This is a genomic window from Gimesia aquarii (genome assembly GCF_007748175.1).
Classification (GTDB): domain Bacteria; phylum Planctomycetota; class Planctomycetia; order Planctomycetales; family Planctomycetaceae; genus Gimesia; species Gimesia aquarii_A.
The window spans coordinates 1483779-1501349 of the sequence record NZ_CP037422.1 but is presented as its reverse complement, the minus strand read 5'-3'; the positions used below and the strand labels follow the sequence as shown (position 1 = coordinate 1501349).

General features: G+C 44.4%; 1 protein-coding gene. It reads right to left on the bottom strand.

Annotated features, from left to right (window positions below; genetic code table 11):
- Positions 1-143: 143 nt before the first annotated feature.
- Positions 144-17360 carry a choice-of-anchor Q domain-containing protein gene (locus tag V202x_RS05980; RefSeq protein WP_145172132.1) on the bottom strand — a complete coding sequence of 5739 codons (17217 nt, stop codon included), beginning with the start codon at positions 17358-17360 and terminating at the stop codon, positions 144-146.
- Positions 17361-17571 lie beyond the last annotated feature (211 nt).

The following is a 17571-nucleotide window of genomic DNA, read 5'->3' as shown; positions in this document are numbered from 1 at the left end:
ACACTAATATCTTACCTCCCATCAATTGCAGATGAAAGAATAGTAGGGATAGCTCAACAATAAAAAACCCTCTGCAAATTGAACTTACTTGCAGAGGGTGGTGTAAACGTATTATGAAACTACTTAATCACTAAAGAGAAATCTTAAAGAAGCGGACCTTCCCAGTTAGTAAAGGCGTCATCCATTGATTCCAGATCATCATCAAAATCATCAGTGAGATCAAATTCAGAGTCATTTGCAGAATGAGCAAACACTAATTGTCGGTCATCTGGTTCTGCTCCTGTTAAACTGTCATCGAAATCAGACTCCGAATAGAGATCTTCAAAGGCTGATCCATCAATCTCGATTCCATCTTTAGCAATGCTTAGTTCAAATAACGGTGGTTGAATCACATCAAAGGTCATTAACTGTTGAACGCTATTGAGCGAATGATCTTCTTCTGTAGTCTTAATTGCAGCAGGTGCCACAAAACCGACTGTTGATTCCTCAACGAATGTCTGAGCAGCCTCAGGGCTTTGAATCACTATTGGATTAGCAACGGCGGCTGGTGACACATTCGTTCCCATGAGTGGGTTCGCTCCACCATTATTACTGGCCCCGGATTGAGCACTCGCATAAGACTCCAGTAACATTTGAATGTTAATGGCCGATGGTGTCTTTCGAACGCCTGGATCAAGCGTGGCATTCATCAAGTCATCAGGAAACGAGGGATCTTCGATATGTAATCCTGCAGAATCAAGGGCGACGGTAAAGTCAGATCCAACAAAGACCAAATCACCGTTATTGTCAGTTTCAACATGATCACCAAAGCCAGAATAATAACGAGTGAAACCAAGAACGTGTCCAATTTCATGTAACAAGACTGTATAGAGGTCATAGCCACCACCAGGAGGCAGCTCTGTTGAATCAACATGCCAACCCAAACCGTTTGCATCATCGTCAATCACAACACGGCCAGCAACGGGAATGCCATCAGCACTGATTTCTGTTGTCTGTCCTGAACCAAGCTGAGCGGTACCGAAATCGCGAACGATAACTTGTACTTCCAACGGTTCTTCCAAACCAAGGGCGGTCTCCCAAGTATCAACGGCAGCTTCAACGACTTGATCAATGTTATCATCACCACTGACGACATCCAGTGACGTTCCAATCCATTTCTGGCCAAAGTTCAACGGGAAATTAACCTGGGTATTTCCGCTCTTACTCTTATTATAATTCGAGGCAAGATAAGTCAGATCTTTAAAGTTAACCTGACCACTCTTGTCGAAGTCCATCGCTGCTGCAAATGCTGAAGAAGAACTATAAACTTCTTGACTATAAGTTGATGCAAAAATCATGAGATCGCGGAAATTGATCGCATCGTCATCGTTAATATCATAGATAACAGGATACAAATCGGTTTCAGGTAGTGCCCCTACATTGGCAGTCACTTCTCCTACACCGGCAACATCAATTTCTGTATCCACAACATCTAGACCAAGTTGAAGCGGACCGAAATTCGAAGCATCTGGATCAACTTCCACCTGATCTCCCGCCAATGCTTCAAACTTGATACGGGCTAACAGAGCATGCCCTGTTCCGCCTACATTAGATTCAATCGTGCTACCACCAAGATTTCGAACAATCCCCGCTTCATCATCAATCTCGATGGTTCGATTGAATGCGAAGTTGGAACCAAACTCGAATGAAGTCGCAGTAAAGTAAGCTGTATTGTAAACAAGATTAGTTAAAACATCGGTAATACCAAACCCACTGGCTGTATCAACCCAGACTTCAACCCAGAACGATTCCCATTCGTGAATCCAGTCTTCATTTGCTGGCAATGCAAATGTGTGCCCGTCACTAGAAACCACTGTTCGTTCTGTTACTACTGAAATCTGAATATTCGTTTGTTCTTCAGCAACATCAGAATCGCCTCCCGTTCCAAACAAAGGAGCAGGAAGAGGAGCTTGCAACTCCACAGCTCCGATATCTGTGATATCAGCGCCACCTAAAGTACCGGCAACGGGTCGCGTTAGACCACGTTGATCAACAAGAGGCGCTCCATTGTTTCGACCAGTATCGATTGCCAGACTTCCAAACAATAAAGAATGCGTTTTAGTCGGACCACCATTATCGAGTAGAATCCCCAGATTAGGATCTACAGGAGCAATTAAGGAACCAACAATATTTCCATTGTCACCATCCGTCAAACCAGTTGCCGAACCAATATTTCCAATCAGGTTATTAAAGCTTGTAGCGTTAACATAGTCTCCGTCTAGGTCATCATTGCCTAAGGCACCACTATTTCCTGCTACGATCGTATTCACCAATTCAACAACCGCACTTGGATTTAACGCAGATTCATTAGAAATACCACCGCCTGATTGATCTGCAGTATTCAGCGTGATGGTATTATTAAGAACATTCAAATCTCCGTCATTAAAGATCGCACCACCGCGAGATCCTGAATGATTTGCTGAGAATGTTGTATTTGTTAACGTCGTAATTCCCTCGTTATAAACGGCTCCACCACGGCTACCAGCGTCGTTCTGGTTGAATAATGACGCTGAAACATCCAAGGTTGCACCGCTGGCTACATACACTGCCCCGGCACGTCCATCTGATGTATTATCCGTAAATATGGAACGAGATATCGTAGCGGTATCCTGGAATTGATAGATGGCCCCACCCTGGAAACCAGCATGGTTGTTTAAGAACTGAGTATCTGAAATATCGATTTGGTCTCCACTGACAATCGCACCACCCAGGAAGTCAGAATTATTGTCTCTGAAGATCAACTGATTGATTGTTGTTGGTCCTTGCGCAAATAACGCACCACCATTATCAGCATCGCCGTTAATCAACTGCATATTCGAAAGATTCAGCTCAACTCCGAAGTCGGTATGGAAGATTCGATCCAATCCATTGGCATCGATGATGGTTGAGTTCGAGCCTTGGCCAAAAATGTTGACATCATCAAGAATATCAAAGTCACCTGTGGCGTTACCATCTTCTCCCACTCCTACGATTGAGATATCATAAGTCCCTGGTAACAGAATGATATTATCAGTTCCTGGTGTGTTATTTGCTTCAGTAATTGCTTCACGTAATGAAGTGAAAGGATCAGAAGAGTCTACAATATCATCAAATGTAGTGACGACAATCCCATCTTCTACGATGGTCCCTAGTCCCTGGCCATCGGCAATATTTGCGTTGACGGCGCTAGAAAGATTCACAAAGAATGTTTCATTCCCCTCACCTGTTAACGCATCTGAATTAACAGTAACAGTAAATGTTTGCTCGGTAACAAAAGGATTAAACGTTAAAGTTTGAGAAGCAGCCAGATAGTCATTCCCTAATACGGTTGCCGTACCATCCATTGTCGCAACATCGACTGTAACAGTAGAACTAGTTCCCTGAGACAAAGATACCGTAAAGTTGAAGCTTGTGGTTGCACCACCAAAGTCTTCGGTTAATGTCACATCACTGATCGAAAGTAACGCTTTATCATCATTTTCAATCGTGCCCGTTCCTGTGGGAGTTAATATCGTCGCATCACCAACCGTATTTGTGGCATTTGACAACTCGACCTGGAAGGTCTCATCACCCTCAATATTTGAATCACCATTGACTACAACGGTTACCGTTTTACTGGTTTCACCCGGATTAAAAGTAATTGTTTGTAATGGTAATTCGCTATAATCAGAATCAGCCAATGTAGCAGAACCATCCAAAGTTCGAAGATCAACAGTCACGATTCCCGCAACAGGATAAGCCAATGAGACAGTAAAATCGAAATTGGCTGTCGTTCCAACAGGGCCTTCCAATTTGGTCACATCGCTGATAGAAATCTCAGCTTCATCATTCAGAATTGTTCCCAGAGACTGATTATCGACAATCAGCGCCCCGACGGCGTCAAACAGATTGACGAAGAATGTCTCATTATCCTCAACAAGCGTATCTCCGTTTACGATCACTTCGATGATCTGTGTTGTTTCTCCAGGAGAGAACGTCACAGTTCCCGTAGTGAATTCATAGTCAATGCCCGCGATAGCCGAACCATTTGAAGTTTCGAAATCAACGGTAACCTCATCGACATTCACATTTGACAATGAAACCAGAATTTCGAAGACAGTTGTACCAGAGTTGGTTTCAACCTGACTGATATCCGCAATGCTAATTGATGGTGTTACAATTTCGAAAGCACCAATGTCACTTGTTGTATCTGTAGGTCGCGCAGCCCCACGTTGATCGGTAACAACACCATCCGTATTATCACCGGCGTCAATTGCCAGACTTCCGACTAATAATGCATGAGTCAAAGTAGGTCCGCCGTTATCCTGAAGTGGGCTTAAGGCGGGATCAATGCGTTGCGCTTCGGACCCGACAATATCATTATTAAATCCATCAATAAAACCAGTCGATGAACCATTAGTTCCAATCAGGTTATTACCTTGTGAGTTGAAAGTACCTTGAACGTCAGAACCACTAACGAATGCGTTATTTCCTCCAACGATCGTATTCTTAACATTCACGGTGGCAGTGTCGGCCACAGAATAAATACCACCACCTGACCCTTCAGTGAAGTTATCATAGATCGTCGTGTTATTGATGGTTAATTCACCAGTATTGTGAATCGCTCCCCCTTCTTTTCCAGCTTCGTTACCAGAGAAGGTCACATTCGAAATACTCATGGGATCTTCGTTAAGTAAACCACCGCCACGCGTCCCTGCAAAGTTGTTGGAAACGGTACTGTTGGCAATCGTAACGGTTCCAGCACCTGCTTCAACAGAAACAAAAGCACTTTCGTCCAAGACAATGAAAGGATCAACATCCAGCATTTCGCCGAGTGGAATAAGATTTACGGCAGGTGCCTGGAGAGGGAAAGTATCAGCGGCATTTAGATCGACAACGTATCCTAGATCTGCCAGACTTCCAATCGTAATCGTACTGATCGGATTTGCCACACCAGAATTGAGGAATCCGGTCATCAATTCATTAGTCAAATCGGATTCACGCCAGTGGGAACCAAACGTGCCAGGCCCACCTGTATTTGCAACAGGAATATCAACCACATTACGTCCCAGTAACGCGTTGTATTGAGTGATTGCTTCCGTACCCACGAACCGTGGATCCTGAGTATCCAAGTCAATGACTAAGCCCAGCCTTTCCCAGATCGTTCCGATACCAAGTACATGTCCCATTTCGTGCAGAATCACATCTATTAGCTGGCCACTGGCTTCCAAATTTGCCAAATCAGCACTATCAAAACGCATGACTCCCGTCGCCGGAATAAATGACCCAGTGCGAAGTGCTCGAGGACCAGCCGACCCAAGAATTCCTCCAACACCGTCAATAAACGGAGCAGTTGCTTCAATACGTAGATCATCCACAAGACCGATTCCAGCAATAACCACATCGGGAACATCGGCGATAATAATCTCGCTCCAACGGTCAGCTGCCTGCTGGAAAATTGCCTGCTGACTGGCTGATAAACTCGAGTCAGTAAAGACAACATCGATGGTAAATTCAGGTACTGGTGGTGGTGGTGGTGGCGGTGGGGGGTCTCCGCTGTCATCTCCACCTTCACCATTTCCTACAGTGAGTTCAGAAGAATTGTAGATCGCTCCACCAGCTATCGTTGCTGTGTTACTGTCGAGGGTAGTATCGATGATTTCCAAAGTTCCGGTGAGCGTATTATAAATAGCACCACCATTTTCAGCATTATTATTTGAAATGTTACTCATGGTGAGAGTAACCGTTCCACCATTCGTATTGAAGATCGCACCACCACCGGCAATCGCAGTATTCTGTATGAATTCACTCTCGGTAATCGTGACAACACCATTGTTGAAAAGTGCACCACCACGATTTGCCAGACTATTTCTGATTTCAACATCTTCCAGAGTCAAATTACCATAGTTGAGAATTGCACCACCATCTTCGACACGAGTCACATCACCATTGACGAGAGTCACACCACGAATAGAAACATTAATTCCAGTTAGGATATGGAAAATACGATCCAGAAAATCGGCATCGATAATCGTTCTGCCTGATCCAGCACCGATAATTGTTAAGTCATCTGTAATATCCAGATCACCCCAAAGCCCATTGTCTTCGCCTTGACCAAACAGGGAGAGAGTATAAACCCCCGCCCCCAATAGAATCGTATCTGCTCCGGAACGGGCATTTGCTTCGTTAATCGCTGCCCGTAACGTGCTTTGCCCATTGATATCAACACTCACTCCATCACCAGGATCAGCATCAACAGAATCACCAAAGGCAGTCACAATATAACCAGATTCAAAAGCTCCGATGTCGACGATCAAAGAACCATTTCCATCACCGTCAAACAAACGAGCGAATCCACGTTGGTCGTCTGTTGGTGCGAAGAAATTATTCCCTGCATCACGTGCTAAACTACCACCTAAAAGCTCATGCGTGAAAGTAGCACCACCGTTATCTTGCAATCCTCCTAAACCTGGGCTGACGGGTGTCGCAAACGATCCCACCTGGTCTCCATTGACTCCATCCGTAAAGCCGGTAGAAATCCCTTCGACACCAATCAGGTTATTTCCACGAGAAACAAAGTCTCCACTGACGTCGGGTCCGGGAGAAACACTGAAATTACCGGCAACGATTGTATTTGCAACGCTGACAAAACCATCAGTTGCATTCAGAATACCGCCTCCGGTGATGGCAGAATTATTAAAGATGGTGGCATTCGTAACTTCCATGCTACCTTCTTCGTCATTATAAATTCCACCACCACTCGAAGCCTCGTTTCCTGAAATTGTGGCGTTCACAATGTCCGCTAATGTGATTGAGTTATTGTAAACTCCGCCACCGAAACGGGTAGCTATATTATTTGATACAGTGCTACTGAATAAATTCAATTGCGCATTTTCTTCATTATAAATCCCCGCTCCGTCATTCGCAGCAACATTACCATCAATCGTCGTTCGTTGAACTGTAAGCGTGGCGTCAGCAGTATTAAAGATTCCAGCACCATTAGTACTTGACAGGTTATGCATCACATTGGAAAGATCGAGAGTAATGTTCCCCAGTTCCTGGTTATAAATCCCCCCACCGGCTACTGCTTCGTTGTTAATCAACGTAGTTGAGACCAGCGAAACAGTTCCTTCTTCTTGATCATTGAAGAGACCTCCACCATTCCTCAAGGCTTCGCTATCTCTGATCGTCGTCCCAGTAATTGAGAGGCTGACTCCAAAGTTGGCGATGGCACCACCATCACGATTGGCGGTGTTATCGTCAAAGAAACTATTTGAAATCGTCACATCTCCGGCAGAAGCATTATAAAAACCACCACCGTCACTATTGGCCGTATTCGTTAAGATAGAAACATCACTCAGCGTGACAACACCTTCATCGTTATAAATTCCGCCACCATGGAGTAATGCATTATTACCTGAAACAGTAGTGCGATTTACTGTTAGAGAAGCAGCTTCTTCATTAAAGAGACCGGCACCTTGATCTGCTGTATTATTATTTACTTTACTGTCATTGAGTGTCAGGTTCGCTAAATCGTTATTATAAATCCCGCCTCCGTCCAGTGTAGCAGTATTACCAGAAATCGTACTTCTGGTAATATCAATCGTGGCTTGGAGATCGTTGAAGATACCACCGCCATCATTGGATGCCGTATTATTCGTCACTTCAGAATCAATAATTGTCACTTGAGACTGATCATTGTTGAAGATACCAGCACCATCTACAGCACTATTATTTGAAACGAAACTATTTGTCAGATTTAAAGTTCCTTGCTGATCAAGCAGCCCATTAAGAATCCCCCCACCATTAACATCGGCTGTATTACCATCTACAGCAGCATTCAATAGCGAAACAGTACCAATGTTACGGATGCCACCACCACTGCCATTGATGGCAGTCCCGCCTGTCACAGTTAATGAATCGAGAGTTAAATCAGCACCGGAAAGTACGTCAAATACACGGTCATCGAGACCACTGATGGCGTCAACGTCAGAAGGATCCTGAGCAGCACTAATGATCGTTTGGCCGTTACCGGCACCTACGATTCTCAGACTTCCTGTTGTATCTGTGATATCTAAATCGCCAGTTGCGGCGTCATCTAATGGAAGACCTTCCATGTTGAGGATATTCAGATAATATGTTCCTGATTCCAATACAATCAAAGAATCACCGGTCAACGCGTTGGCTTCCATGATCGCAGCACGCAAAGTGAGATTTCCATCGACATCAGCGGCAATTCCATCTCCAGGAGTCTCATCAACCGTATCCAGAAAACTGTTCACAAAGAAGGTACCAAATTCCACAGCTCCTATATCAACATTAGTTCCCAGAATTCGTGATGTTCCTCGCTGTTCTAAAGCAGCGACATTGGTGGTATCGACGGCACCCGCATCAATGGCAATACTTCCCAGGATCAAAGCGTGAGTAAGCGTAGGACCACCATTATCTGCTAATGTCGAATCGAGCACTGTCGTTGGATCTAATACATCCACAATGTCAAATGCTCCAAACCCGGTTGCCGTTCCAAGTAGCCCCGTTAAGTTACCACCCAGGCTCACATAGTCTCCTTGCAGTTCAGCACCGACTGCTCCTGTATTTCCAATGATCAGGTTATTCTGAAGAGTGGAAGTACCAGTATTGGAAATTGCGCCTCCATCTGTTCCCGCACCATTGAGCGTAAACGTATTATTTGTCGCATTCAGCGTAGCTGTATTTCTGATTGCACCACCACTGCGATCAGAAAGGTTACCCGAGAATGTGGAATTATCTAATGTGACAATGCCAACTCCCGCATTGAAAATTGCACCGCCATCTCGTTCAGTGGAGTTACCACTAATTGTACTTCGCGAGACTTGTAATGTTCCGGTATTTCGAATACCACCACCACTTCCACCGGCTGTGTTATTTGAAATAGTACTATCAACAATGATCATCAATCCGGTGTTATTTAGACCACCGGCACTGTCTTCGGCTACATTTCCAGTCACTTCCACATTTGTCAAAGTAGTCGTACCACTGTTACGAATCCCAGCACCATCTGCACTACCAGTCAAGGCCCCGTTGGTAATGGTCAGATTTTCCAGATTCAAAGTCACTCCAGCAAAGACCTGAAAGATTCGATCTAGCGCACCAGCATCAATAACCGTACCACTGATCAGGTTGCCATCAACATCATATACGGCAACGCCCTGACCACGAATTGTCAGATTATCACGAATATCCAAGTCACCTGTTGCCGACACATCTTCATCAATACCAGCAATACTTAAAACATAAGTTCCTGCGGCCAATTCAATAGTATTGGAGCCAGCCAGTGCGTTGGCTTCCTGGATTGCGGCACGTAGCGTTTGCGTTCCCGCAGTCCCGTTTCCAATGACTCCATCACCGGCAACAGAATCGACGCCATCTGTCAATACAGGTGATGGTAAATTCAAATCAATGGTTGAGCTGGTCACCCACGATTCAGAGGAATTATTCAACACAGGATCGCTTGAAATATTTCGAATATTTGATCCTGCTGCAACCAGAGTCAGCTCATAGTTTCCAAACACATTCGTGACAGAACTTAAATCGATAGAGTATTCTGTTCCACTAATAGGATTTACAGTCAGACCGGCCAATGAGACATCCTGACCATTGAGTGTCAGTCGGAAATCGGTAATGTCGACACCAGTCACAGCCTGATTGAACGTCACATTCACAACACCGGCATTAGTTAGTAAAACATCCGGTAGGTCTTCAATCGTTGCCACAGGGCCTGAACCGCCTGTTCGCCAACTATCAGAAGTAGGAGTCGCAAATGTATTCCCGGCAAGGTCCTGAATCGATCCATCCGCCAGTAAGTTCAGCGTATAGTCGCCATCAATTCCCGTCACCGTACTAAGATCGATCTGATAAGTGGATGCATTCAGTGATGTAACAAGTAAGGCTCCTATCGCCACACTAGTCTGACCACTACCGTCATCAAACAATAATTCAAAATCGGTAATATCGACACCTGTGACCTCTTCGGAGAAATTGATTGTCACGATCCCTACTGCATCCCCAGAGGGACGAGGGTCAGGCGTAATATCTTGGATCCCTGCGGTTGGTGCTATGACTTCGGTTCCCTTTTGCCAGGATTCAGAAGTGGACCCGGCCACATCGTTACCAGAAGCATCCTGCACAGCAGATCCACCAGCGTTATAGGTAATAGTGTAAATCGCATTCGCATCAGCCAGAGTTCCCAACACAATTTCGTATCGAGCAGGCGTAATTTGGTTAATCACCGCAGTCGTTGTAGAAAGGTTCACAGGACCGCTACCATCATTGAGAGTGAAATCAGAAAGCGCCAAACCTGTTACATTTTCAGAGAAATTCAATACGACAGTAAACGTGGGATCAGTGCCAGAAGGCACAGGATCTGTCACATTTTCAAATTGTGCAATCGGAGCTAATGTGTCATTAACCCACATGTCAACGGCATCGGCTGCCAATGCATTTCCAGCTAAGTCAGTAATAGAAGAACCGGCGGCATTCAAGGTCAAAGTGTAGTCACCCGACAAGCTCGTCACTTTACTGAGATCAAGCACAAACTGACTACCAGTGACTTGTCTCAAGGTGGCAGGCGTTGTTGATAAAAGGACCACAGGTCCGCCATCGATGCTGATTGAAAAATCACTGAGATCAACACCCGTCACATCTTCGGTAAAGTTCACAACCACTTCACCGGCTGCATCACTACGAGGATCAGGTGAGACATCGACAATATCTGCTACTGGATCAGTCGTATCGACAATGAATCGCTCAACATCACCGAATGACAGGAAATTGGAAGGAATATTTCCAAACAACGGTGAAAAGGGATCGACATACTTCGCATCGGAAATAGAACCATCTGTAAGCAGACGTAAATCATATTCCCCTTCGATACCAGTGACAGAACTCAAATCCAACTCAAATGTTCGAGCATCAATCTGAGTGAGCATACCAGCGTTTAATGCAACGACAACATTATTTCGCAACAATACGAAATCAGAGATATCGACACCGTTCACATCTTCTGTAAATGAAATGATCAAGGGGTCGGTAATCGCTCCAGAAGTTGGATCAGGAACTGCTACCGAGATATCTGCAGTGAGGAAAGTACTGGTGACGGGGGCCAAGAAAGTATCAGCATCAGGAGTCCAAATATCCCAGTCAAAGTTGAGTTCACCAAAGATCGTTCCCGGACGATTTGCTTCAAACAAAAACGAGTCACCTTGCTGAAAACCACCACTACCAATGCCCGAACCATCTACGCCATCAAAGCCTTGAGCAATCCTGAATGTACTCACTCCCATTCCATCATAAAGGAAGGCTCCATTATCATTAGACGACCAGGTTCCGAAGTTCTGGAATACGTTACCGAGTACAGCTCCTTCCGTACTTCTCAATGAGAAGTTGAGTGCATCAATCACATCAATCACAAACACACCATTTGCTGCACTCAGACTATTATTAAAGAACCCAAGTTCATCCGAAAAGACGTCTGTAATTTCAACAGTCGCCCCGGAGGTCAGACCATGTGCGGTTGTTGTGGTAATATTGATGGGTCCTCCCGGAAATAAGAGGAACGCATCTGCTACCGTTCCCACAGCGGTGGGAGCTGGATTGGGTGCAGAAAATGGTGCCAAATTCGTTCTAGAAGCAACACGCTGCGCGTTTCGACGTCGTGTAGCAGAACTAAATGGACCATCCGGGTTGGGAGCTGGAGCACCATTGTTAAGTCGAGACTTAAATACCGGCTCTGCGTTGTTGTAGAACGCACCCACATTGGTCACATTCAAACCATTTCCGGTGTTCCCCTCGAACACCAAATTTAAACGAGCTAATGGATCACGTCGGTAGCCACCTGTCACACGAAATTGTGGGTTGTTAGCAATATCCCAGTTGCTGGCCGTTGTTGGTGGGTCAACTGTTGAGGTAAAAGATTCCACATAAAAATCTTCACCAAAGTTTCCTTCAAATTCGTTGTTTGTGATCGAGACATTCGAACGACCATTACCAAAGTTACTACTGTCTTCATCTCCCACGCTAGCTGTTGATCCAGGAGTTTGACTTGTGAAACTTGTACTAGAAGCCGCAGTACCAATTCTTAAGATTAAACCAGTAGTAGTGAAGTTACTATTGACTCCATTATCCTGGATAAAGTTTGTGTCTAATTGAAGAACCATATCTGTAGTTGTACCGTTCACACTTCCCGTCGCATCCAAGGCAGCCGTACTATCGGCATCCTGGTTTTGACCGCGAGAAGCCGTGGTCACAACATAGAATCCTTCCAGGGCATTCGATACGATTCGGTTGGCCCCTTTTTCTGTACCATCACCAAATATAAAATCAGAATTCGCATTTTCTTCAGTTTGCAGATCGACACCACGACCACCGTTGTTATCAATAAAGTTTCCGATAGCAGTTAAACTCGAAATTGCGCCACCAATTCCACGAGATGTGGTTATATTGTTTTCACTATGAGTTATGAAAACCGCGTTAAGAAACTCCAGTCCATCCAATGTATTTTCTGTGATGATATTATCGCGTAAGAATACCGTTTGGCCGTTTGAGTTGATATCAACACCTTTGCCGTTGTTAAAAGCAATCAGGTTATTATCAATGGATGAGGAAAGACTTTCACCTAAAAGCTCTATCCCCCCAGTCGCATTAGAAAGAATCGAGTTATTGGCAATTTTTACATTACCTTGCACACGATCTAGATGTGCTGCGATTTGAATTCCATCGAGGCCGTTGCCTTCAATCACGTTCCCACGATTCATGCCTGTTACAGGATCGACTCCATTCAGACCAATGAACAAAAAGTGGGGATTGATCGGGACATCATTTACAGTCTCAACACGATTTCCAATTCGTCCGGAAATTCGGACTCCATGTTGAGTATTGTTACTGATATCGTTTTGGATCCAGGTTCCAGCGACATCACGACGGTCAGTACCAAAGTAACTTGTCGTCCGTGTTGTTGATTCAACACCATTCAGTGAATTTAAAGTAATCTGGTTATGAATAATATCAGCAAAAATCGTCGCATCTGCTTCTGCATGGAGACTGATACCATCCCGTATGTTACTAGAGATAATGTTGTCTTTAATTTCGAAATCAGTCGTTGTGAGAGAACCATTTTGTGCGAGAATATCAATACCATCGCTGTTACCTGAAATTGTATTGCTATAAATCATTACAGCACGTTCTTCACCCACAATTGGATCAACAATGGCCCGTCCTACGCGTGCATCATCTTCACGATGGAAGAAGATACCATCACCGCTGTTATTCGAAATCACATTATTGGAGATTTGAGTTCGATCAATAATCGTCGATTCTTCAATATGGATTGTTATACCATTTTGAACATTCCCCAGGCCACCAGTGTTGGCTGCATCGGTTCCAATGAAGTTACCATCAATTGTCAGATCACGTAGTTGGCTGAATGCTTCAAAACTGACATCCGTACCTAACAAATGAACATAGATGGCAGCCCCGGCAAAGGGAGTGGTAGTATCATTGTCATTGCGTGATTCAGTAATTGTATTATTAGTGATACTGACATCACCGGTTGCTGTATCTTGTAGAAAGACCACGATACCTGCACCGCGGTTGTCATTCATAGTATTCCCATCGACGGACAGGCTGAAATCGATGCTATGCAGAATTGTAGTATCGGCGGCAGTTAATTTCACACCGACTGCTTCATTGGAACTGATCGTATTACCAGAGATATCTCCATAGAAGGAAGTAAACATCGCCAGATCAATTTCCACACCCGCACCCGAGTTACCAGTGATGGTATTGCCTCGAATTCCTCTTAAAAACCCACCAACAGAAGTTGTCTTTGTCGTAATTGAGGGAGTTGTCCCTCCCGTTAAGCCAGTTGCATCAGCGGTAATCTGAGGGGTGTTGACTGATGTAAATGAGCCGACAAATTCAATTTCGAATCCATTAACGGCATCACCACGCACCATCACTTCTCCCGGAGCGATTGTACTCAGTGCTTGTAAAGCAGCAATAATCGCTGCTGCGTCTGCATTAAAGGCAATCGGCCCAGTCGTAGCACCATCAAAAGTTAAAGTAAAATCTCCACCAGTTGGTGCCCCATTAATCACTACTTCCTGTACTTCATTCTGAGTCGTGCCTTCAGTAACCGTCGTCACCGTAGGAACAACAATCAAAATCCCTGTGTCGTCAATCACAATCAGATCGCCAGGTGAGTCGGCCCGAAAGGTTCCAATGAACTCTACATCAAAACCACCAGTAGCGACAGAGCCTGTGACAGACACATCACCAACATTAATCTCATCCAGGCTTTCCAACGCGGCTTGCACTTCGGCTGCGGTAGCATTATGTGGGAGCGTCACGGGCCCCGTAGTACTATTGCGGAAGTCAAGAGTAAATGTTCCACCTCCAGGATTATTGGGAATCGAAATCGTCTGAACTTCATTAACCCCAATTCCATCTTGTGTGGTTGATGGCACTACGTCTACAAATGGCTCAAGAGGCCCTGAAAGCACATCACCCGTAATGAGGTTCACATTATCAATAACGAAATTACCAAGCCGTGTAGAAGGTTCTACGTCTACCGGAAAAACATTGGCTTGTATGAGTGGTACATTTAGTGCGGCGAAATCACCCTGAAATGTAATCAAAAAACCAGCAGTAAAGTTACCTGTCACAATGAAACTATCGGGGTCTACAGCCGATGGTAGAGCTTCTAACGCATTTTCAATATTGGTTATCGTTTCAGCAGGTGTTGCGCCGATAGTTATGCCTGCTGTAGTTTCTCCTTGAAATGTCAATGTAAATGAAGGTCCTGCAGGAGCGTCAATAATATCTGTGCCATTCACATCAAAAGTAAATGGAAAAGCTAAACCAGATGAATCTACAAATCTCAATAATTGTTGCTCATCCGTATTGCCAGCACCGGTTGTGAATTCGGTGATCACAACATCAAATCTAAGCCCCGAAGCATCTGTCGTAATCTGAGGAATGTCGACATTAGCCAAGGTGCCAGAATCCAAGAAAATGACATCAAATCCATTTCCATTGACAACAACACTAACTGGATTCAGTCCAAAACCTAAATTACTGGCGATTTGGTTTAAGGCAAGCTCTATCGTTGCTGCAGAAGCAGGGTTAGCTATTGCAGCGCTAAAAGGTAAGGTGACTGATTGCCCCAGGAATGTCAGTTGGAAGCTACCAAAAGTAGGTAAGTTTGAACCGATAATAGCCAGGTGTTGAATTTCATTGAATTCCACAACAAAACCATTTGTAAAATCGCCAGTCACTATGAAGTCACCTTCGATACCTGTCCTCGTTGTGGCTGAAGGCAGTGCCTGCAATGCAGCGTCAATATTTGCTGCAGTAATCGCTGGATCAGGATCTACAGCTATATCGCCTGTAGTTTCTCCTTGAAATGTCAGTCGGAATGAACCACCGGTGGGAGTAACAGTATTCCCAAACACATCTTGAAAGAGGATTGTCTGAGAGGGTGGCTTGTTTGGATTGACCTCTGGAGGACCTTGAACGACGTTTACAAACAGCCGTAATCCCGCAGCATCTACTGTAATTGGTGGGATATCAAAATCATGTAATGTTCCGGAGTCAAGAAAAATAATATCAAAACCGGTTCCTGTACTAACAACGTCAATGGGAGTACCAGTAAAACCTAAAGAGTTGGCAATGAAATTCAATGCAGCAGCAATATTAATTTCTGCGTTAGGATTTGTTGGATCTGCGTCAGTAAATGGTAAAGTAACCGTTTGCCCAAAAAACGTAAGTTGAAAAGTACCGAACGTAGGAATGGCAGGATTGCCGAATACATCTAAAACTTCAAGATTTTGTATTTCGCTCTGATTCCCAACCGTAGATGCAGTGATGGTGACACTCGCAGGAAAACCAGTAAATCCACTTGTATCGACAGTGAATGGATTCACATTCATTCCACTCAAACTATTGACAAATTCAACTTCAAATCCATCTTGAAAATTTCCGTTTATCAGAATATCGCCAACACCAATTTCACTGAAGGCAGCTACCATTGCCGCTTTTACTTGAGCGGCAGTTGCAGTGGAAAGAATTCCCGCAGTCGTTTCCGTAATTCCATTTCCACCTGTATAAGAAATGGTATATGTTCCACCAGAGGGATTACCAGCAAACGAAATAAGCTGAACTTCATTTCGAGGGGCAGCAAAGTCAATTTTGTCAGTTGGACCAGGTACTCCCGCAAAAGGAGGAACACCTGGCGCACCATCACCAGTTGGAGGAGGATTCGTCGTAGTCGGAGTGAAGAAAATACCGTGACCTGTGTTATTGGCGATCACGTTATCAGAGATATCACCACTCAAGTCGCCGTCGGTCTGGTCAAATACAATCCCGTGGCCAGAATTTGCGGTAATGGAGTTTTCAGTAATTGAAGCAAACAAGTCAACATTGTTCAAATCAATTCGAACACCATCGCCAACAGTGTTGCCGGTAATGATATTGCTATGTAAGAACAACTCTGTTAACAAAGCAGCACCACCAGCAGCAGTATCATCGACATTGATTGCGACACCTTGAATACTGTTGTTATTGGTGAGCCGTAATTCCTCAGCAAGAGAATCAATAATATTGACACTGACACCATCATCTCCAGATGTACCTGAAATGGTATTGTCAGCCATTGTCGTATGACGCAAAACCGACCCATTGGTCACGTCGATAGAAACACCATCAATTGTCGAACGCCGCACAGAAGTCTCTTCAACAACCGAAGCGTTGACGGCAGCCGTAATGCCAGCGCCTAACTGACCGGACAAAGTAGAGTCAATGACGTTAAACTCATTGAGTGTTACATTAGTAAGATCAACATTAAAAGCATTTCCCACCCCTCCCGTAATGGTCGAACTATCAACGGCAATCGTATCCACTAATAGATTGGAAAGCTCAATATCGATTCCAACTCCAGCGGTGGAAGAAATGGAAACATTATCAAACAAAATTGTGAAAGGATCACTAAATGTCAAATTATCAAGATCGATTGAGACACCCGCGCCTGAAGTTGCATCGAATGTCAGATCTTCAAATATAATCGAGTCAAAATTCGAGACGCCATCTGCATCTGGGTCCAAAACGGAATTGTCAAGCGTCACTCCCAGACCAGGGGTAAGCTGATTGATGATTAGCGATGTCAGAAGTGTTCGGTCTTCTAGTTGCTCGATCGCAACCTTGCGCTGAATTTTCTGACGTGCTGAAGAAGGAACACTTCGAAGCTGAAGTCGGCGACGAGGATTTAAAGTTGCCTTGCGGCTTTTCTCGAACGCAACTCGCATCGACTCAACCCAAGATGTCAGTAACATCTGCTGTCTCCCATAAACTCTAATTTACTATGGCATTTTAATGCGAATTAAGAGCGATATCACTACCACACTCACGCTTTTACAACAAATCCAAATGCCAATATGTTCTATAGTTAGTTGTGATTCTCAGATTTTAATAATTCCGTTTGAAACAATGTCAAACTTGAGAACAAACGTTTGATCACTAATTCATTTCAAGATGCTTCTACAC